Annotated in this window: 15 protein-coding genes; 1 reads left to right on the top strand and 14 read right to left on the bottom strand. The window is 40.3% G+C overall.

Annotated features, from left to right (window positions below; translation table 11 throughout):
* Window positions 1-534 precede the first annotated feature (534 nt).
* From LB450_RS11340 to LB450_RS11275, 14 genes are all read right to left on the bottom strand, one after another.
* Window positions 535-1,617, bottom strand: coding sequence for a bifunctional 3-deoxy-7-phosphoheptulonate synthase/chorismate mutase type II (locus LB450_RS11340; RefSeq protein WP_224488777.1), 1,083 nt, complete (start codon window positions 1,615-1,617; stop codon window positions 535-537).
* Window positions 1,607-2,476 carry a prephenate dehydrogenase gene (locus LB450_RS11335; protein ID WP_224488775.1) on the bottom strand — a complete coding sequence of 290 codons (870 nt, stop codon included), beginning with the start codon at window positions 2,474-2,476 and terminating at the stop codon, window positions 1,607-1,609. Before LB450_RS11335 ends, LB450_RS11340 begins: the two co-directional genes overlap by 11 nt.
* A complete protein-coding gene (locus LB450_RS11330; RefSeq protein WP_224488773.1) occupies window positions 2,473-3,633 on the bottom strand; it encodes a pyridoxal phosphate-dependent aminotransferase in 1,161 nt (386 codons plus the stop codon). Before LB450_RS11330 ends, LB450_RS11335 begins: the two co-directional genes overlap by 4 nt.
* Window positions 3,630-4,454, bottom strand: a complete 825-nt coding sequence (locus LB450_RS11325) for a prephenate dehydratase (protein WP_224488771.1) — start codon at window positions 4,452-4,454, stop codon at window positions 3,630-3,632. The genes LB450_RS11330 and LB450_RS11325 overlap by 4 nt, the downstream gene beginning before the upstream one ends.
* Before the next feature lie 197 nt (window positions 4,455-4,651).
* Window positions 4,652-5,998, bottom strand: coding sequence for a M24 family metallopeptidase (locus tag LB450_RS11320; RefSeq protein WP_224488763.1), 1,347 nt, complete (start codon window positions 5,996-5,998; stop codon window positions 4,652-4,654).
* A 162-nt stretch (window positions 5,999-6,160) separates the two neighbouring features.
* The gene (clpX, locus tag LB450_RS11315; protein WP_224488762.1) at window positions 6,161-7,393 is read right to left on the bottom strand and encodes an ATP-dependent Clp protease ATP-binding subunit ClpX; all 1,233 of its coding nucleotides are present in this window, start codon (window positions 7,391-7,393) and stop codon (window positions 6,161-6,163) included.
* 3 nt (window positions 7,394-7,396) lie between these two features.
* Entirely contained in the window at window positions 7,397-8,071 is a 675-nt protein-coding gene (locus LB450_RS11310; protein ID WP_224488760.1) for an ATP-dependent Clp protease proteolytic subunit, read from the bottom strand.
* A gap of 107 nt (window positions 8,072-8,178) precedes the next feature.
* Window positions 8,179-9,501 (bottom strand): trigger factor, encoded by a 1,323-nt coding sequence (gene tig / locus LB450_RS11305; protein WP_224488758.1) that lies wholly within the window; start codon window positions 9,499-9,501, stop codon window positions 8,179-8,181.
* 108 nt (window positions 9,502-9,609) lie between these two features.
* Entirely contained in the window at window positions 9,610-10,185 is a 576-nt protein-coding gene (locus LB450_RS11300; protein WP_224488756.1) for a CPBP family intramembrane glutamic endopeptidase, read from the bottom strand.
* A 16-nt stretch (window positions 10,186-10,201) separates the two neighbouring features.
* On the bottom strand, window positions 10,202-10,552 hold the full coding sequence (locus tag LB450_RS11295) for a phage holin family protein (protein ID WP_224488754.1): 351 nt from the start codon (window positions 10,550-10,552) through the stop codon (window positions 10,202-10,204).
* A gap of 88 nt (window positions 10,553-10,640) precedes the next feature.
* The gene (locus tag LB450_RS11290) at window positions 10,641-12,200 is read right to left on the bottom strand and encodes an SGNH/GDSL hydrolase family protein (protein WP_224488746.1); all 1,560 of its coding nucleotides are present in this window, start codon (window positions 12,198-12,200) and stop codon (window positions 10,641-10,643) included.
* Between the two features lie 9 nt (window positions 12,201-12,209).
* Entirely contained in the window at window positions 12,210-13,466 is a 1,257-nt protein-coding gene (locus LB450_RS11285) for an OmpP1/FadL family transporter (RefSeq protein ID WP_224488744.1), read from the bottom strand.
* Between the two features lie 284 nt (window positions 13,467-13,750).
* Window positions 13,751-15,415 (bottom strand): SGNH/GDSL hydrolase family protein, encoded by a 1,665-nt coding sequence (locus tag LB450_RS11280; protein WP_224488741.1) that lies wholly within the window; start codon window positions 15,413-15,415, stop codon window positions 13,751-13,753.
* An 18-nt stretch (window positions 15,416-15,433) separates the two neighbouring features.
* Window positions 15,434-18,232 carry a TonB-dependent receptor gene (locus LB450_RS11275; protein WP_224488739.1) on the bottom strand — a complete coding sequence of 933 codons (2,799 nt, stop codon included), beginning with the start codon at window positions 18,230-18,232 and terminating at the stop codon, window positions 15,434-15,436.
* Between the two features lie 430 nt (window positions 18,233-18,662).
* On the opposite strand from LB450_RS11275, the gene LB450_RS11270 reads away from it, so the two are divergent.
* Window positions 18,663-21,023 (top strand): penicillin acylase family protein, encoded by a 2,361-nt coding sequence (locus tag LB450_RS11270; RefSeq protein ID WP_224488723.1) that lies wholly within the window; start codon window positions 18,663-18,665, stop codon window positions 21,021-21,023.
* Window positions 21,024-21,053: the final 30 nt, after the last annotated feature.

Here is a 21,053-nt window from a genome sequence, read left to right as displayed (position 1 = left end):
CCGCTAAATACATTCACGAAGATGGCGGGGTTAACGCCCCTTTATCTGTATCCCGTTGAACACATCTACGAAGATGTCGGGGCTAACGCCCCTTTGTCTGCATTACGCATATCATTCCCGATTCAAAATCTACGAAGATGACGGGGCTAACGCCCCTTTGTCTTCATTACGCATATCATTCCCGATTCAAAATCTACAAAGATGGCGGGGCTAACGCCCCTTTGTCTGTATCACGTTGAACACATCTACGAAGATGGCGGGGCTAATGCTCCTTTGCCTGCATTACGCATATCATTCCCGATTCAAAATCTACGAAGATCGCGGGGTTAACGTCCCAGAATCTAACAATATAAATCTACAAAAAAAATATCTACGAAGATGGAGGGGCTAACGCCCCTGAGCTCATAGATAGTCAAAAGGGCGTAGCCCTGACATCATGGTAGGGGCAGAGCCCCGTCATCATCATACGGCGTAGCCCCGATATCTTCGTACCATAAACAAAAACCCCGATGCAAAGCCACCGGGGGTAGTGGATTACTCACTGATAATTTTATGCTGGTGACCTATGGATTCTTCGTGGATGGCTTTAAGAATCTTAGTGATAAATTCTTCACTTAAATTATGTTCAGCACCAGCTTCTATCATCGTATCCAGAATAAAATTCCAGCGTTTAGCCTGAAGAATAGCAACATTGTTTTTCTTCTTAAGCTTTCCGATGTCATCTGCGATTTTCATACGCTTGCCTAGCAAATCGATCAGTTGATGATCCACCACATCAATTTTAGTTCTTAAGGTCTGAAGTTTGTTTTGAAAAGCAGTAGCCTCCGTAAACTCCTTTCTCATTTTCAAATCGATGGTCATCTGGTCTAAAGCCTTGGGTGTGATTTGTTGTTTGGCATCACTCCAGGCATTATCAGGGTCGAAATGAGTCTCGACCATAATGCCGTCAAAGTTAAGATCCAGTCCTGTCTGGCAAATATCAAATATGATATCCCGACGGCCGGCGATGTGCGAAGGATCTAAAATGATGGGTAAATCCGGGAATTCAGACTGCAGATCAATCGCGATTTGCCATTCGGGGTTGTTTCTGTATTTGGTTTTTTCGTAAGTCGAAAAGCCTCTGTGAATCACGCCCAAATTTTTGATATTGGCATCATGAAGTCGTTCTACAGCTCCCAGCCAAAGGGCTAGATCTGGATTCACAGGATTTTTGACCAAAACCACTTTATCCGTTCCTTTCAAAGCATCTGCGATTTCCTGAACGATAAACGGGCTCACCGTACTTCTTGCTCCAATCCAAAGCACATCTATATCAGCCTTAAGGGCCATTTCCACATGAGTTTTATTGGCAACTTCGGTCGCCAATTTCATTCCTGTTTCTTTTTTGGCGGTTTTTAACCATTCCAAGCCAATGGCCCCTACACCTTCAAAGTTCCCAGGTCGTGTTCTTGGTTTCCAGATGCCTGCCCGCATGACGCTGGTGTCGGTATCCTTAAGCTGATGGGCGATTTTCACGACCTGTTCTTCTGTTTCTGCGCTACATGGTCCCGCAATAACCAGCGGATGATCCAGGTTGAACGCCTCTAGCCATTGTCTTTGTGTGTTGTTAATTTCCATTTTTCTCTTTTTTTAGTATTCCGTTTAAAATAGGTTTAAGCTCATTGGCATTGACCAACTGTTGTTCTATCTCAGTATAATTTTGAGTTTCTAATTGCTTTTGAAATGTTTTTAGATTCTGAATATATCCCTCTAAAGCCTGAAGTACTTCACTTTGATTTTCTTTAAATATCGCTGTCCAGGTCACAGGGTTGGATTTGGCTAACCTCACTGTGGAAGCAAATCCACTGCCCGCCAAATCAAAAATCGTCTTATCGTTTTGTTCAACTTGCAAGATCGTTTTACCGAGCATAAAAGAGCTGATGTGCGACAGGTGAGACACATAAGCCAGATGCTTATCATGCTCTTTGGCCCCCATATATTTTAGGCTCATATCTAAAGGGGCAATCAGACTTTTAGCCAGTTCAACACGATCGGTCTGGGTAGCGTCCACATCACAGAAAATCATAGTTTTGTTTTCAAAGAGTAAACTGAAAGCAGCTTCAGGACCAGAAAACTCGGTTCCTGCAATAGGATGCGCTGCCAAAAATTGATGGCGTTTTGGGTGGTCAGAAATCGATTGGCATAATTCCCCTTTTGTCGAACCCATATCCATCACTAGAGCCTTGGAATGTACTTTATCCAACACGGCTTGAATCACTGCATTTGCTTTATCAACAGGGATACTCACGACCACCACATCCATCCTAGGCAAATCGGTTTCCTCCAGAGCTTCATCTATGATGTTCAATTCCAGAGCTTTCTCCAGATGTTCCGGATTTTTATCCATCCCAAACCGCTTTATTTCGGGAAAATTCTTTTTTATGGACAAGGCAAAAGAGCCTCCGATCAATCCCAGGCCTATACATGCTATATTCATACGGCTTTGGGTTTTAAAATTCGTTTTTTACATACTTCCAGTTCATCCTCAGACACGCAAAGCGAAAAACGAACGTAATTCCCTCCGTTATCCCCAAATACAGTTCCGGGTGTCACAAAAATATTTTTATCATACAACAATTCATCTGCAAGTTCTTCAGCAGAAAGTGAAGCGTTGATTTTTGCCCAAACAAAAAGTCCTACGGCATTTTTATTAACGGTCAGATCTAAAGAGTCGCATATATCCCAGATGAGTGCTCTTCGGTTTTTGTAGATGTCATTTTGCCTGGCAAACCAGCTTATATCCAGGTTTAAAGCTTTAGTGGCTGCTTTTTGAATGGGGAAAAACATGCCGCTATCCATATTGCTCTTCACTTTTAAAACAGCTGATATAAAATCAGAATTACCTACCAAAAACCCGACTCTGAAACCGGCCAGATTGAAGGACTTACTCAGAGAATTCAATTCTAAACAAACTTCGTGAGCGCCTTCCAGTTGAAAAATGGAAAATTTCTCATCGGTAAGCACCATGCTGTAAGGATTATCATTTACCAAAAGAATAGAATTGGCTTTGGCAAAGCGGATCAACTCCTGAAGTTTTTCCTTATCGGCTGTTTCGCCGGTGGGCATGTTGGGATAATTGATCCACATCAGTTTAACTCGGGATAAATCCAGTTTCTGAAGGGCCTCCACCTCCGGATGCCAGGTGTTTTCTTCTGTCAGGTCATAAGAAATCAACTTTGCATTCAAAAGTTTGGTGGCAGCCTGATAGGTGGGATATCCAGGATTGGGCACCAGGACCTCATCACCTTCATTCAAAAAGGCCATAGAAATGAGCGCAATACCTTCTTTGGAACCCATCAGTGGTAAAACCTGCTCAGCTTGATTCACATCGACTTTATAATGGGTTTGATAAAAATTGCACATGGCTTCCCGCAACTCATCGAGTCCTTTGTAGGCCTGGTATTGGTAAGCGCCTGGCGCCTGTGTCGCTTTCATCAATTCTTCTACTACTTCCTGGGGGGGAGCCAGATCCGGGCTTCCAATCCCTAAATTGATGATGGGTTTGCCCTGCTTTTTGAGCTGAGCTACTTCCCTCAATTTTTTACTGAAGTAGTATTCTTTGGTTTCCTGAAGTCGGTTGGATACTGAAATCATGATTTTCCACTTTTGTATTGACCTACACAGGTCGGATTGATACTGATTTTAGATAGTTCTGAAAAGGCGTTTTGAAACTGAATTGCCTTTGAAAAACTCACATCCACAATAAACGCATACCTCCAGATATCGTAGGGAATGGGAATGCTTTGGATTTTTGACAAGTTCAAATGATGTGCTGACATGGTATTTAAAACTTTAGCCAGACTACCGGATTCGTGAGCCATTTCAAATTGAATAGTTGCCTTATTCACTTCCAAGCTTGCATTGGCTTGCTTTTGTACCACTACAAAACGGGTTTCGTTTAAGCTGTTGTTCTGAACATCTTCTGCTAGTGTTGCCAGCTGAAAAAGTTCTGCAGAGCCTTTAGGTACCAAAGCACCAACACCCATCAACTGATGTCCGGCAATAATTTTTGCCGGCAGAGCGGTATCCACATCTTCAATCAGATTGATATGAAGATGATTGCTGAAGAAGTTACTGCATTGATGAAGTGCCATCTGATGAGATTTCACCTGAACCAAATCAGCTAAACCCTGACCTGGCAGTGCCACCAAATTATGGCTGATGTTGAGGTAATGTTCTGCTGTAATCTGCAGGTGATGGTCTAAAATAAGCCGGTAGTTGGGAAGAATACTTCCCGCAATAGAGTTTTCTATCGCCATCACCGCTTTTTCACACTTTCCTGTCACAACGGCATTGACAAGCTCCTGAAATGTATTGCATTCCAAAGCCTCTACTTCAGCTTCATTAAAAAGCTCAGTTAGAGCCTTGTAATGGTTGGATCCTTTAATTCCCTGTATGGCTATCTTTTTTCTCATAAACTAAAAAAGCCTCGTAAAAACGAGGCTTATATATTTTGATGATGAATTTATTTCATATCAACCTCGTTTCGCTGGATCAGCAAAATAAAAGTTGAAATAAAAATAAATATGTGTTGTCATTTTTGTTCTAATAGAGTGCTAAATTAAAATTAATTTTGAATAAACAAGCCCAAACCTAAATAAAATTCAACTTTTTATTCGTTTAAGTAGGATTTCTGCCTTGGAATAGTTAAAAATTCCTTCTGCCTTCCATTTAAATACACCACCTTATCTCCATCATAATGCGCCCCTTCTTCCAGCATGATTCGCACTGGCTTTTGCCATTCTTCCAGATAGACTTCCGCATTGAGTTCGATGGCGTAAACGGTGTTAGTGTATAACTGATACTCTCCAGAACCAGGAACTTTCCCTTGGTTATCCCACATACCTATTGTAGGCCCTGCAGCATGACCATGATAGCCCATAGGATGGGTGTAGATAGTCCCGTTAATGCCCTCAGCTTTCATTTGAGTTCTGGCAGCTTTCAATATTTCATTACCTGTTCGTCCTGTTTTAAAATTGGTCGTCAGGATATCCTGCAAACGATTACCAACACTCAAGGCATCTACCAGATACTGCGGGACTTCTTTTTCATCTGCTTTTAAAACATAGGCCAGTTGCTGTGTGTCTGTATTCAACCTCAAATAGGTAATCCCGAAGTCGATGTGTAGCACATCCCCAGGCCTGATAATTTCCGGTTTGGGATGGTTATCGAAGGTTCGCAAATGCTCTTTACTTTCGGCACTCGATCTCTGAATGTCCACTGTGGGATGAAACCAGGTTTCCAGCCCCAGTTCCTTTATTCTGTCTCTGTACCACCACACCACATCGGTCGTGCTGGTCACGCCAGTAGTGATCACTTCTTCAGACAAGCCTTCCTGAATGATATCATGAGCAATGCTTTGAATATGTTTGTAAGTTGCCATTTCTGAAGCAGTTCTCGTTTCTAACCAGCCCACAGCCAGGTCTTCTGCAGAGGTCAGTTTCTTTTGAAATGAGGCTGGTAAATTGTCTAGAAGCAACTCGTATTCTGTATGATTGAGTCCATCGGCGTGACCAAAATCTTTAGACAAATTAATGCCGATATTTTCGGGGTTTCGCTCTTTGATCAATTCTACGAGACGCTTCCACTGGTTGGGTTGCTCTTCGGGGTTCCAGGCTTTTTTGAACTTTGTACCAACATCATACCTGGCCACAGCAAGTTTTTCTACCTGAGCTTGTGGACCGGCTTTGTACATCAACAGTATTGTTCTGCGTCTTGCTGCCAGCCAGGTGCTCGGTAACAAAGTTTTGGTAATCGGATCTTCATTATATTCTCTGGAAATCACCAGCCACATATCGATTCCGGTCCGGTCCATCAGTTCTGGCAGAACCGTTTCTAAACGTTCTCCAAGCCACTGGTCAATCACTTCCGATTGCTTTTTCTGAGACAGAACCGCAAGATCCTGGGCAAATGTAGAAACCGATAAGAGTAATAAAATGATTTGGAATAAACGTTTCATGGGATCTAGCTTTAAGTTAGACTTTAAAAATAGAAATTTATTCCATAAAAAAAGAAGCTGTCTCCAAACTTATCCTTTTGTCTTTCAGTCCCGAGGCTTCGGGACAAGGTGACAATTTAGATGTTTGGAGACAGCTTCCTATATTTTCAGGAAAGTTACTGTCTAACTCACTGCTTTTAACTTTCTAAGGCTTGTTCTTTCCAAGGCTTTTTCAGCATAAGATTTAGTGACTTTCAACTCTGTCTCTTCACCTTCCGGCATGTCAAACATCGCATCTGTAAGAATGGCTTCACATAATGAGCGCAATCCTCTGGCACCGAGTTTATATTCTAAAGCTTTTCCTACAATGAAATCCAATGCGCCATCAGTAATTTTAAAATCGATATTATCCATTTCAAATAACTTCTGATACTGCTTGATGATGGCATTTTTAGGTTCCGTCAAAATCAATCTTAAGGTCTCTTTGTCTAAAGGATCCATGTACGTAAGCACAGGCAAACGACCAATAATTTCAGGAATAAGCCCGTAATCTTTAAGGTCTTTTGGGATGATGTACTGCAGAATATTTTCTTTATCTACACTTTCACCCAACTTTGATGCTCCGTAACCTACCGCCTGCATGTTCAGACGTTTGGAGATGTTTTTTTCAATACCATCAAACGCACCGCCGGCGATAAACAAGATATTTTCTGTATTGACTTCTATAAATTTCTGATCCGGATGCTTTCTTCCCCCTTTAGGTGGAACATTTACCGTGGTTCCTTCCAGAAGTTTTAGCAAAGCCTGCTGCACGCCTTCTCCACTTACATCTCTGGTGATGGACGGGTTATCGCTTTTTCTGGCGATTTTATCAATCTCATCGATGAAGACAATGCCGTGTTCAGCTTTCTCTACATTGTAATCTGCTGCAGCAAGAAGTTTGGTTAAAATAGTTTCCACATCTTCACCTACATAACCAGCTTCCGTCAAAACTGTAGCATCTACAATGGCTAAAGGTACATTCAACATTTTGGCAATGGTTTTGGCCACTAAGGTTTTACCTGTACCAGTTTGTCCTGCCATGATGATATTACTTTTTTGAATTTCAATATCATCGTTGGATTTTGGCTGTAGTAACCGCTTATAGTGATTATAAACAGCTACGGACATTACTTTTTTGGTTTGGTCTTGTCCAATAACATATTCATCCAAAAAATCTTTAATAGCCTTAGGCTTTCTCAACTTCAATTCTGAAGTCAGCTCTTCGGTACTATCTTGTTTGGATTCTTCCAGAACAATTCCGTGAGCCTGTTCTATACACCGGTCGCAAATATGAGAATCCAATCCTGCGATAAGCAGATTGGTTTCAGCTTTTTTACGTCCGCAAAACGAACATTCTAACTCTTCTTTTGCCATAATTTACTCTCTTGTCAATATTTCATCTATCATTCCGTATTCTTTGGCAGCTTCTGATTTCAGCCAGAAATCTCTGTCACCGTCTTCATAAACGGTATCATAAGATTTTCCAGAATGTTTGGAAATGATTTTATATAATTCTTCTTTCAAAAGAACAATCTGCTTTGCAGTAATTTCAATATCATCTGCCTGTCCCTGTGCTCCGCCCATAGGCTGGTGAATCATCACTCTGGAGTGTGGTAAACCACTGCGTTTCCCTGCGGTTCCTGCACATAGCAGCACAGCTCCCATAGAAGCGGCAATCCCCGTATTGATCGTTGCTACATCGGGCTTGATAAATTGCATGGTATCGTAAATGCCCAAACCAGCGTAAACACTTCCTCCTGGTGAGTTAATATAAATCTGAATATCCTTGGAAGAGTCTGTACTTTCTAAAAACAGCAATTGTGCCTGAATGATATTGGCCACCTGGTCGTTGATAGGCGTCCCTAGAAAAATGATTCTATCCATCATCAGTCTGGAAAACACATCCATAGCCACAGCGTTCATCTGGCGCTCCTCAATAATATTGGGAGTCATTGCCGTAGGAATCATGCTGGTTATGACTTTATCGTAATAATTGGCACTGACACCGTGATCTTTGGTGGCAAACTTTTTAAATTCTTTATCCATATTCATAGTATCCTCTTTTTTAAAACGAATATAGCTTGAAGCTAAACTTTAGCGACCTTCTTTTACTAAATGTTAACTTCAAGCTATATCAATTACCTTAATCTTATATCGACTTATTTATAAATCTTGTCGACGAACTCTTTGTAAGTGATATCTTTCTCTTCAACTTCCATTTTGTCCTTATACAACTGAAGTAATTTTTGAACCATCACCTCTTCAGAAAATTGTTTCACCTGTTCTTCGTTGGACATTAAATTCTGAATAATGCCGTCCATTTGGTCTTCCGGAAAATCCATTTGACCAAACTGCTGCATCTGCATTTTGATTTTCTCTTTAGCTACTTTTTTAATGTCTTCAACTTCAATTTTAATGTCGTTGTTTTTGGCTATTTGAGCTTCAATCAATTGATATTTTATGCCTTTTTCGCTCTTTTCGTACTCTTCTTTGGCTTCCTCTGTAGTCAATTGCTTTTCACCTTGAGTTTGCAACCACTTCTGAAGAAATTCTGAAGGCAGTTCCATATCCGCTTTTTCAATCAAATGCTCTGTGACATCATTGAAAAACTGCTGATCACCCTGTTGCTTAAACGTTTCTTTAGACTGCTCTGCGATTTTCTCTTTCGCTTCTTTTTCAGAAGTCACTTCACCTTCACCAAAAGCCTTGTCGAATAATTCCTGGTTAAGTTCAGCCAGGATTTGTTCGTTGATTTCCTTGATTGTAAAGGTCAACTCTACTTTTAGATTTTCAGCTTTCTCTTTTTCAAGTCCAAGATGTCTGGCTAAAGTGTCATCGTCCTTAAAGAGCTTATTAGACTTTAAAATAACCTGATCGCCAACTTTAGCACCTAACAATTCTTTTTTATTGGTTTTGCCATCGATATCATCTACTTTAAACGTAGCTTCATTTTCGATGCCTTCCTCTTCGTTGTGAAATGTACCAACAACCGTAAAGCCGTCTTTGACTTCTTCCTGAGTCACTAGTTTTCCATACTGACGCTGAATGGTTTTGATTTGGTTATCGATCATTTCCTCATCTGCAGAAATATTGTAATAGGTAACAGGTCCTTCGCCCTCTAGAGTGACGTCAAATTTCGGAGCAAGTCCTAATTCAAATTCAAAGGTATACTCATCGGATTCCCAGTTAAGGTCGTCTTGTGGCATCGGAAGTGGGTTTCCTAAGATATCAATTTTCTCTTCTGTGATATAAGAGTTCAATGAATCTTGCAGCAATTTATTAACCTCATCTACCAAAACGGCTTGTCCATACTGCTTTTTAATCATTCCCATAGGAACCATGCCTTTTCTAAAGCCCGGGATGTTTGCAGTACGGCGATAGTCTTTAAGTATTTTTTCTACTTTTGGACTATAGTCGTTTTTTTCAATATTGATTTTGACTACAGAATTCAGTTGATCTTTGTCTTCTCTCGTTATATTCATTCTAAAGGATTATTTTTTTTAAGAGTGCAAAATTACAATTTATTTCACTGCTTACCAAGTTTTTATAAACAGGCAGGGCTTTCAAAAAGCTAAATAAATCTAAAGAAATCAATCCGTTTCTGAAACTAAAGACTCAGAATCTTTTCTGATTTTGAAAAACATAATCACATCAAAAATAAAATGAGCTGCCATTGCTGCGTAGATATCGAAGTCAACCACGAGATATCCAAATCCTGCAGAAATGAAAATCAGATATATACCGTAGAGTGATTTTTTCCAATCCTCAAATGATAGATAACCGTGTAAAATCACAAAAATTACCGCTGCCAGCCACAACCCCAGCAGGGGCTGTAATGCACCACGGAATAATATTTCTTCACCTACTCCTGCACAAAATGAATAAAAAAGAATATCTGTCCAGTGCAGGTTTAAACTCTTAAAGAAATTTGCATAAAACGTACTTGTATCTTTCAACGAAGGCAACTTCAAAAGTAAAATACCAATAAAAGCAGCAAGAGTTCCAAAGCCTAATCCTGCAGGAATAGAAAGCCATAGATTTTCATAGGCAAACATTTCAAAATACTGGACGCTATCAGAAAAAGAGAGAATGAAATAGGCTATTCCGCTAAAACCAAAAAGTGTAAATACGGACAAGGCAAACATTGCCGATTTTGTCAATTTCATAAAAATGGATTAGATGTTATCTTCTTCCAGAACGTTCTGCAACCGAAAAAATAAGGGATTGTAAAAAGGATAACAAAATACTAAACAGTACAGCCCACCAGAATCCATCTACACTAAATCCGCCTATAAGCCCGTCTGCCATCAAAATAATCAAGGCGTTGATCACCAGCAGGAACAAGCCAAAAGTGATGACTGTAACGGGAAGGGTAAGGATGAGTAAAATCGGTTTTACAAATATGTTAAGTAAAGCGAGGAGAGCCGCCACAACGATAGCAGTAAGAAAATCGTCAACATAAACACCTCCTAAGATGTTCGATAACACAAGGACAATGACTCCTGTAAGTATAATTTGTAGTAAGGTTTTCATGGGGTTAGGTTTAATTAAGCTTCTAAAATAAAAAAAAACTGCTTCAACTTATGACGCTGAAGCAGTTTTTAAACAATAATTAGTCTTTTTAGTTAACGTTATCACTTAAATAAATGGTTCCATAAGTTCCTAACTGAACTTCTGGCAAGTCAGAACCATAAGTAAGATTGATAGCTCTAAGGGTTTCATTGGCTACAAGAGCATATCCTCTAGGAGTTAAATGCACCCCATCCAGAGAAAACCCTCCGCCAGTTACAAAACTTGAGGTAATAGTTCCTCCCGGAAAGCTTACGCCCTGCCCTACATCTTGCAAGAGTCCATTAGCATCTACAAACGCCAAACCATTAGCCTGAGCTAAACCTTGTATGGTTGCGTTATAGGAGGTTCTTGCAGTTGAAATGGCCTGCAGTTCACTTGCGTCTAAAGCATCTTTATCATCAATTCCATTGACAGCATCCAATACCAGTGCAGCCTGTTCCTGTGTTGGTGTTCCGCCTTGCTGCAGAAGGCCTAAAACCTGCATAACTTCCGGGGATAGAGCAACTGAACCATAACCTTGAGCTAAAGCACCCTGATCTATAGTTAGCAGCAGCAGTTCTTCAGGTTGCATTTGTCTAAAGCCAAGAGGATTTGAAGGTGTAACAGGCACATCTATGATAAATCTGTTTGGTCCTTCACTGAATGTGATAGCGTATTGTGCCGCAAGAGCCTGGGCTTGTGCCGGTGGAATCCCCTGCTGAATAAGTCCCTGTGTAAAAATCCCGGCTACAGCCTGAAAGAAACCTGTAAGATTAACTGCAGTCTGAGCATCCAGCACCAGGGCATTATTGGGTACTGTGGTAAAAAATGGAATATCAGTAATGTTTGGGATATTGTAAACTACTCCACCAGAAGCTGAAGCCGTTAATCCTTCTATCAACTGACTATAAACTCCTGCAAATACGTTGGGATCTGTAATATCATTTGAAGCATAAGTGGATGCATCAAAATTTCCTGTTTGATCTACACCTGTTCCTCCACTTGTTGCATAGCCCAAGATATCATTATTTCCTATCCATAAAGAAAAGAAAGAAGGGCTCTGCGCTAAGGCATCTTCAATTACCGTCGCGTTTTCTGAAGATGAAAACCTGGCAAAATAAGGGTTCGCCTGTCCAGTAGCTACTCCTGCCAAACTTCCGTAGCCAGGAGCTAATAAGTGATAACTTTTTGCTCCAGGGACTCCCATATTATTAAAAGACCCAGACAGTTTAGTGGTGATTTCTGTTTGTGGTTCTCCAGTTATTGGCAGTGGTGGAATAACAGGCTCACCTGCATTGGAAGACAATACGAGTCTGTTCTCTGCGATTTGGTTGCCATTCAATGTCAATCCTCCAAGATTGTCTGCCATAAGAGGTTGCGTAAACTCTCCTCCTCCCACAAGTGCAAACTGTCCTGATAAGATATTAGGATACGAATTTTCCTGTCCCTGAATGTACAGCGCTCGGTCTGCATAACCAGCTGTAAGGGAATTTCCTAAAGCTACATAGTTGGAAAAATCTGCTTCACCAGCTGTGTACACTTCGTTTTCCTCAATTGCTTGATCTAGTTCCGGCTCACATGCCATGAGTCCAAAAGCTAAAAACGGTAAAAATTTTATATAGTTTTTCATTGTCTTAAATTATAATTTATAAGTAACTCCTATACCAGGTAAAAAAGCATTGGATTTATAAGTTCCTTCGAAAGGCACACTTTGACCATTTTCCGTATAAGAGTCATAAGAAGCATCCACCTCCTTGAATCTCAAATATAAAAACGAGGCATCGATTGCCAAACTCTCTGAAACCTGGAAAGAAAGACCAGCAGTAAACCCATTGGCATCATTTCTAGGAGTTTCTGGTGCAAAAAAGCCAGCTTGAACCGGAGATTCATCAAAATAATAGCCAGCCCTCAAGGTTAAGTTATCTGAAGCAAGGTATTGCGCACCAAATCTATAAGTAGAAGCATTTTTGTAATTTCTTGGGTTGACAGAAGTCGCGACATTTGGATCAGCAAAATCAATGTCCAAGGAATTATAAACGTCCCAGTATGCTCTTTGGTAATCAAAAGCAAACAACCACTTTTCATTCATTTCGTAAGCAAAACCAATGGTTAACTCAGCAGGCATAGGAAGAGTTGCATCAAATGCTGTTGTTCCGTTTTGAGGTGTTAAAGTAGAGTTTGGAAAATTGCTAAACGTAGCTTCTCCACCTTCAGCATTAAGAAGTATTTCAGATTTATAATTGAATCCGATTCTAAGCGCTTCAACCGGAGTGAACATAAAACTGGCGCTCCATCCTGTGTTTGTGACTCCTGAGTCGTCTACCGTAATATTGGATCTGTTTCCCTGCTCGTCTGTAAGAGTACGGTTAGCATTTCTATTGAAATTCACGTTACCTGTTACAAATATAGGTCCGCCTCCAATACTAAAATGCTCTGATAATTTTACAGAGACTAAAGGCTGAATATAAATGGCTGCAAGTTCAATATCGTTTACTAAGTGAGACCCCGGCCAATTTCTTTCCCACTCGACAGAACTTCCGTAGGGAGTAGAAACCGACAGACCTAAACTCATCCATTCATTGACTTTATAGGCGGCGTGAAAATAAAATGGAGTTCCCGGATCCTGCTGAGTTTCCGCAAACTGACCTGTAGAAGTGTTTTGCCACTTTACATTAGAAAAAACACCTGTTATACCAGCTGAAATTGTTAGTCTGTCTTCTAAATACACTAAACCTGAAGGGTTAAAAAAGGCAGTTTCTGCACTGTTTACCACACCAACACCTGCATGACCCATAGCTAAAGCTCTTTGTCCCTGCGCCCCTACTCGATAGCCTCCTGCATATGCTAAAGTTGAGGCTAGCATGAGAAGCAATCCTGAAATTAAAAAGTTCTTCATTTTAAATTTGTTTTTTTTTGGAATTCTAAAATTTACCAGCAAATTTATCATTTATTAACAACCTTGGACTTTATTACGGTATTCATTTAAAAGAAAATTGACTTCAATTTCTAAAGAGCTGATAGATAAGGTTTTGATCATTGTCTAAAATATTTGTCAGCATTAGTGCCATGGGGATCTATAAAAACCGCTGGAAAATCCTAAACTCCAAAGCAAAAAAAGCCTCCATTTCTGGAAGCTTTTAGCAGGTGTCAAAACCTTTTCAATTAAGATTTTAAAGAATTTTAATTGATTAAGCCGGGTGAATAGTTCGTGTTGTAAGTCGATACATCCACAAGATTTCCGGAAGCTTCAAAATTTGAACCATACGTTACATCTATGGCTTTTAGCATTTCATTTGCGATTAAGGCATAGCCTCTGGAGGTTGGGTGAACACCATCAAGTGAAAAAGCGCCTCCAGTGACTAAATTTGATGTCAGTATAAGATCGTTGGTCACTACACCAGAGGTTGCGATTCGATCTAACAAGGCGTTAGCATCCAGTAAAGCAAAACCATTTGCGCTTGCAACCCCAGAGATAACCTGATTGAACTGTGCTGTAGCCGTGGCTATCTCTTCCTGTTCTTCTGGTAACAAGACCCACTTATCTGCCAGGGGCAGCGTAATGCCTTCAACAGAAAATTGACCGGCAAGTTCCTGTGAAAGTCCCTGAGAGACTAGGAAAGCAAAACGATCTGTATTTACTGTTCCTATAATTGAACTGCTAGGCAGTACTAACAACTCTTCTTCTGTAGCCTGTCTTGCCTGGCCATATGTATTACCTAATAAATTAGCAACAAGAGGGGCAGCCTGAGCAGGCAAACCAAAACTCTCAACCAAAGCTATGAATTGAGGATTAGGTGCTAAAGCACCAGCAATCTGAGCAGAAACATCTGTAAGTGATTCGTCATTTATCACGACTGCATTTGAAGCCTCCGCAGTAAATTCAATAATCCGATTAGTCTCTCCTAAGGCAACAAATACTTGATTTATAGCTCCAAAAATAGCATTTAATGTAGGGATTTGATCCGCAAAGTCTGGATTGGAAGGGTCTAACGGGTTATGAGGTACGGTTGTGAAATGAGGTATAGCAGTCACATTCGGAATGTTTGCCATTATTCCCTGTAAGTTCGGAATGTTACCTGTTAAAAGACCGGCAATAGCTCCGTATGTCTGTTGAAAACCAACACCAGGAGGTCCATCCATTGGTGTAATAGGATTGGACCCGTCACCTCCGGAAAGCGCATAACCTAACACATCATTATTACCAATCCATAAGGATATAAACGTAGGCTGTTGAGCAATAGCATCGGCTATCACTGTTGTTTGGGGCGAGCTTGCCATTCTTACAAAATAAGGATTAGCGGAAGGCGGATTGGCAAAAACGCCAGTCACATTTCCATAACCTGGAGCAAGTAAATGAAAACTTTTTGCGCCTGGCACACCTAAGTTGTTGAAGGGACCGGTTGGATTATTATTCAGGATGTCGGTGGTAGGCTGTATAGGGCCTACAACACTTGATAGAGGAACAGGACCGGAACCTCCAAATACTAACCTGGGATTAAACCCTGGAAGAGGATTTCCTCCCGCCAAAAGACCCCCTATATTATCATTCATCAGGGGCTGAGTAAAACTGCCACCGTCTGCCAGTGTAGAGAATCGGTCGGCCAATATGGAGGGCATTGAATTTTCCTGTGAGATTTTATACAATGCACCATCAGAAAAACCAGCCGTTAATGAATTCCCTAAAGCCACATACGTTGAGAAGTTTGCAGAACCCTGCGTAAACTCTTCTGTAGCTTCCGGTTCTTCCTGAACACCTCTGTTTCTTAAGTCTTCCAGAGGTTCATTTTCACAAGCCATGAAGCTTACGGCTAAAAATGGAAGAAAGATATATTTAAAATAGTTCATCATTTTATGTTTTAGTTATTAAAAATTATTGATGGTTAAAGACAAGTAATAGATGGAACCTATATATCCGGTTCCAAATGCTGTGAAATATTCGTCTTGCAACAAGTTTGAAGCCCCTAATTTGATGGTAGATTTATATTTTGGTATTCTGTAATTCACCTGTGCATCTAAGACATTAAAAGCGGGCACTTCTCCATCACCAAAATTAGCTTCCCAAAAATAATTGTCGCTCCATCTCCATGACAGGTTAAACCCAAGATTCTCAAACAAATCCGTTTTACCAAAAGAAGCTTTTACCTTATGTTCCGGGGTGTTAAAATTAGTTCTCACATTTGGATTAGCAGCGACATCAAAATCTAACCTGGCGTAGGTATAATTGGCGCTCAGATCAAAACCATTAAACACTTTGGTTGAAAGGCCTATAGCTGCACCATAGGATTTAACCTCCTTATCTGTATTTGTATAGGTTTGGTAGACTTGGAAATCACCATTAGCGATAGCAGCCACTGCTAAAGGGGTATTGGTCCCAGGAACAGTCTGGGTTAATTCCACATCACCATAAAATGGAGAAATCACATTTTCATTGGCCAGGAAGTCCTGATAAATATTATAATACGCTGAAGCATCTATGACAAAGCCCTGAGCTTTTCCACGGTAACCAAGCTCAAAAGAAGATACCTGCTCCGGTTGTGCCAAATTGGAATTTCCAATTTCTAAATCTGCCGGGTTTCCAGATTGAGAAAAATCATTACTCACCGAACTTGCAGTGAACGAGTTGTTGTAGGCTCCAGAACCATTTATAGAAACCGATGGCGAACCAAGCACAGCTGCACCAAAAGGACTTAAGGTACTGTTTGCCACACTGTATTGTTTAGAGTAGCGTTTAGGATTATCGGAAGCTCCTCCAATTAACACAGCCCGACCAACGTCAAGTCCGATGTATAGGTTTTGTGTTGTTGGGTTTCTAAATCCTGTCTGAAAAGAGGCTCTAATATTATGATCCTCTGCAATCGTAAAGCCTGCAGATAATCTTGGAGAAAAGAATCCGTCAAATAACTCAGACTTATCAAATCGGAGAGAACCCGTAAGTTTCATTTTTACAAGATCCGAGATTTCTACCTCTTTTTGAATTTGTGTATATACTCCAAATTCTGAGTATATGATAGGACCATCGTTATCTGTGTAGATCGTGCCATCAGAATTCAGATTGTAAGATCTGAATGACCCGCCAACCTGAACTTCTGCATAGTCCCATAGGTGACTGAAGTTGTAATTAGCATCTGAATGGTAAAATTTAGAATTGTCCTGAAAACGCGAACCTGAACTTAAGTCTGTATCCTGTACGACCTGATCAAATGTATTCTGAAATTCAGGAGTTCCAGGGATTAAACGACCAGTATCCGCTGCAGCTCTAGCAGCATCATGCTTTTGATCATCGGTTAAGCCCTGAGGATTACCTGACAATTCTATACCTGCAAAAGTTTGAATGTAGTCGCCAAACCAGTCGGCATCGCTTTTCCATGATCTGTTGATGTTAATCCCCGTAAATACCATGTCATAGGAGTCTCCTGCGTCATCTTCATTCACGTAACCTCTCACAAAGAAATTATCATTTTTGATTTCAATTTTATGTTGCTGTAAGAAAAAGTTCTTGATGTTATAACGGTTAGCTCCCTGATAAATGGTGTTACCACTACCTACTTTTCCTACGTATTGAATTTCAAAGTCATCTTCCCAGGGTCTGAAGTACAACCCCCAGTCAGCTTTAAAACTCTCGGCATTATAGTTGGTTAGATCCATTTCGCTATAGCCGGTTCTACTGACCCGAACGTCGGGAATTATGCCTAAACCTGAAGCACTCCTTATGTTTGTAGATACCTCATCACCATAAACATTGATTCCATCATAATCTGTATCCTCTCTGGTGAGACCCCTGTTCAGTTTGTCGGACCTGTTATTGGCGGCCCAGTCTGTACCTTTGATGTATCCAATATTTGCCTTAACGGCAAATTTATCACTAAACTTATGAGCTATGCTCAATCCCAGATCGGTGTAGGGGTTCTCTCCTGCAGCATCCTGAGACGTCATTCCCTGTTTAACATACCCGCGAATACCGGGATAATCGAACGGGTTTTTACTTCTCATGAAAAGAATACCGTTAAAGGCATTAGCACCATAAAGACCAGAAGCAGCTCCGGGCAAAATTTCTATGCTTTGCACATCTGTTTCCACCATGCCTATGAGGTTGCCCAAAGGGAAATTAAGGGCAGGCGCTGAGTTGTCCATTCCATCCACCAGTTGCATAAACCTGGCATTTGCAAAATCTGCAAACCCTCTAGCATTAACAGACTTAAAAGTTAAACTGTTGGTGTTGATATCTATGCCCTTTAGATTTTCAAGCCCTCCATAGAAATCAACAGAGGCTGTAGTCTTTACATCTTTTATTCCAAAACGCTCAACGGTTACAGGGGATTCAAAAACACGCTCCGGAGTTCTTGAGGCAGAAATCACAACTTCATCCAGTGAGCTGCCAACACTCATCTGTACATCTATAATTTGATTGTTGGCCGTAACCGGAACTATAACGTTTTCGAAACCAGTGAAAGAAATAACTATATCAAAGGGTGGATTTTGATCTGTGGTGAGTGTATACTTCCCTTCAAAATCTGAAGTGGTTCCGCGGGCTGATTCTTCGATGAAAATATTTGCACCGGGTAAAGGAACGCCAGAGTTATCTGTAATGCTACCTTTTATGGTGGTCTGTGAGTAGGAAAACACACACAAAAGAAGTACAAAAAAATTGAAAACTGTTTTCATGTTAATGGATTTGTGATTTTTTTTTACACTGCAATCTAATAATTTAATAATAAATTAAGAGAAAAAAAATTGAAAAACGATGCATGCATATCTTTTTTTAACAGAAACTCATTTCATGACCAGTCCAGCCAGGTCATCAAACGCTGTATTTTAGATAGCTAAGTCCAATTTTATAAGAAGCATTGTCAGACCTCATCACCTTAAAATCAGGATGCTCTAAGTGAGAGTATAGAAAGTAGAATTTGAAGTTAGAAGTAGAAAAACTTATAAATTTTATTCTATTATATTTTGTGAAATTGACGAGTCATATCCAAATCCATGAAGTCTAAATCGATTGAGTTTTGTTTAAGCTTTCTTAAATCCGTTTTATGGATTTTTATAACTTTATAGCGATTTGAATTCATTTTTTTCAATTAACGCCCCTTTTAAAATGAAAAAGTACATTATTTCTATCCTCATCGTCTTAGTCCTTATTATCATAGCAGGCAGTCTTTACTTTTCAACTGTCAATAATTTCAAAAGAGAAGGACGTTTTCAAATTTCTAAAAATGATTTTCCGATTAATATCCACAGAGATGAAAACGGTATTGCCTATATATTTGCAAAAAATAAAGCTGATGCCATTCGCGGTCAAGGTTTTGTTATGGCTCAGGACAGGCTATTCCAGATAGAATTTTATCGAGCGCTTATCAAAGGAGAAGGGGCTAGCCTTGCAGGCAACTCAATGTTGCAATCTGACATAAAAATGCGGGTTCTTGATTTGGTTGGAAATGCCGAAAGGCATTACCAATTTCTCGATGAAGAAACAAAACAAACCCTGAAGTGGTATTGCGAAGGATTTAATGACTATTTAAACGTGGCAAAGGATGAATTCCCTCTGGAATTGAGTTTGCTGGATATTGAACCCAGCCCGTTAACCCCGGAAGAAATTGTCTCTGTCACCCATTTTGTAGGTTTGTTCCATAGTCAAAATATGGAAGATGAAGTCCTGAGCCTGAATCTGGCAGCGCGAACCGACTTAGCGTCAAAACTTTTACCCCTTTCTGTAAATTTAGACAGGACCAAACCTTTGGATTTTACTACAGATTCGACTATCATCGGTTTTTTGAATAACAACAAAACAGAATATCAACAGTTATCAGACCCATTTATGGCCCATCCTAAGTTAGGATCCAATAACTGGGCTATTTCTGGAGAAAAATCAGCATCAGGAAAACCGATTTTATCAAATGACCCACACGTGGACTCAAGACTGCTGCCGGGTATGTTTTATCCTATAGGTCTCTTTTGTCCGGAATTTAAAGCTGTTGGCATTGCCACGCCGGGTATTCCAGGCCTATTATCCGGTCGGAATGAATTTGTCTCTTTTGGAGTGACCAATGCCTACGGCGATAGTCAGGATTTATTTATTGAAGAAACACAGGGTGATTTCTATAAGTTCAACGGTGAGAAAACAGCATTTGAGACTCGCACTGAAACCATCGAGGTTAAAGACAGTACAAGTGTAGAAATTGAGATTCGATCCACTAAAAATGGACCGGTGATTTCTGATTTTCCTGTATTCAATATTTTAACGGATGATGTGGTGAGCCTGAGATGGTCTCTGGCCGAAACCAAAAGCAATTCCATTGGTTTTGAACGTTTACTGGAAACCAAAAACACCTTTGAATTTAGAGAAGTGCTGAAAGGCATGGACAATGTGTTTTTTAACTATGCCATAGCAGATGTCGATGGTAATATTGCACACCAGGCGACTGGATTGGTTCCCGTTAGAGCAGAAGGCAGGGGAGAGGTGCCTTCAAAAGCGAATCTGGGAGATACCTGGCTTGGATTTATTCCTAAAGATAGTTTGCCTCACATGGTCAACCCGGATAGAGGCTGGATCGGAACAGCCAATAATGACACGCGTCCAGACGATTACCCGTATTACTATTCCAATCATTTCTCACCCTATTACCGTTACCAAAGAATAACGGAAGTCCTCTCAGAAATTAAAAAATTTACGACTGAAGATTTATGGGAATTAATTTTGGATGTCAAAAACAAGCAGGCTGAAGTCTTTTCCCCGGTATTGGCCTCAGCTTTAAAACAAGAGAAATCTACTCAGGGTCTTGCCAAATTATTAGAAGAATGGGATTACAATGAAGAGATAGATTCCGTTGGTGCTGCGGTTTATAATGTTCTGTACAATGAGCTGTTATACCTGGTAATGAATGATGAGTTACCAGACGAGCTCGAAGATATGTACTGGGAAAATGTATACTACTGGAATCAAAGAGTAGATGATTTCATTTTAAGTCAGCATGAATTTATAGACAATAAAAATACTCCTGAAGCAGAAACAAGAACAGATTTGATCATCGAGGCTGGTCTTAAAACAAAAGCCCTGCTGACTGAGCGTTTAGGCAAAAATCAAGACAACTGGACCTGGGGCAGGATACACAGCATACATTTTGTAAGCCCGCTTCGCCCGGAAGGGTTTGGAAGTGATTTACTGGGAGCTGAGTTGTGGCCCAAATCCGGATCCAACCAAACCCTGAACAGAGGGGCATTTGTTAAGAATACAGATCGTGAATTTGAAACCAGCTGGTTTAGTTCGTTTAGAATGGTAGCGGATATGAGTGATGATGAAAAAATAATAGGAATACTGGCTGGGGGGAGTGCGGCAAGAGTGTTTCATCCCTATTATAAATCCCAGTTGGAAAAATGGAAAACAGGAGACTGGATTCCTTACTGGATTTCTAAGGAAAAGATTTTGGAGCACTCTGAATTTAAACTGACTTTGGAATAGCGCTAATGTATTCATTAGGACATATCTGAC

The organism is Psychroflexus curvus, assembly GCF_020164585.1.
Classification (GTDB): Bacteria; Bacteroidota; Bacteroidia; order Flavobacteriales; family Flavobacteriaceae; genus Psychroflexus; species Psychroflexus curvus.
The sequence above is the reverse complement of the archived record's forward strand: the minus strand, read 5'-3'. Positions and strand labels throughout refer to the sequence as shown.

Coding starts and splice junctions, on each gene's coding strand:
- LB450_RS11340 (WP_224488777.1), bottom strand. CDS start 1,617: ATGGAAATTAACAACACACAAAGACAATGGCTAGAGGCGTTCAACCTG.
- LB450_RS11335 (WP_224488775.1), bottom strand. CDS start 2,476: ATGAATATAGCATGTATAGGCCTGGGATTGATCGGAGGCTCTTTTGCC.
- LB450_RS11330 (WP_224488773.1), bottom strand. CDS start 3,633: ATGATTTCAGTATCCAACCGACTTCAGGAAACCAAAGAATACTACTTC.
- LB450_RS11325 (WP_224488771.1), bottom strand. CDS start 4,454: ATGAGAAAAAAGATAGCCATACAGGGAATTAAAGGATCCAACCATTAC.
- LB450_RS11320 (WP_224488763.1), bottom strand. CDS start 5,998: ATGAAACGTTTATTCCAAATCATTTTATTACTCTTATCGGTTTCTACA.
- clpX (WP_224488762.1), bottom strand. CDS start 7,393: ATGGCAAAAGAAGAGTTAGAATGTTCGTTTTGCGGACGTAAAAAAGCT.
- LB450_RS11310 (WP_224488760.1), bottom strand. CDS start 8,071: ATGAATATGGATAAAGAATTTAAAAAGTTTGCCACCAAAGATCACGGT.
- tig (WP_224488758.1), bottom strand. CDS start 9,501: ATGAATATAACGAGAGAAGACAAAGATCAACTGAATTCTGTAGTCAAA.
- LB450_RS11300 (WP_224488756.1), bottom strand. CDS start 10,185: ATGAAATTGACAAAATCGGCAATGTTTGCCTTGTCCGTATTTACACTT.
- LB450_RS11295 (WP_224488754.1), bottom strand. CDS start 10,552: ATGAAAACCTTACTACAAATTATACTTACAGGAGTCATTGTCCTTGTG.
- LB450_RS11290 (WP_224488746.1), bottom strand. CDS start 12,200: ATGAAAAACTATATAAAATTTTTACCGTTTTTAGCTTTTGGACTCATG.
- LB450_RS11285 (WP_224488744.1), bottom strand. CDS start 13,466: ATGAAGAACTTTTTAATTTCAGGATTGCTTCTCATGCTAGCCTCAACT.
- LB450_RS11280 (WP_224488741.1), bottom strand. CDS start 15,415: ATGAACTATTTTAAATATATCTTTCTTCCATTTTTAGCCGTAAGCTTC.
- LB450_RS11275 (WP_224488739.1), bottom strand. CDS start 18,232: ATGAAAACAGTTTTCAATTTTTTTGTACTTCTTTTGTGTGTGTTTTCC.
- LB450_RS11270 (WP_224488723.1), top strand. CDS start 18,663: ATGAAAAAGTACATTATTTCTATCCTCATCGTCTTAGTCCTTATTATC.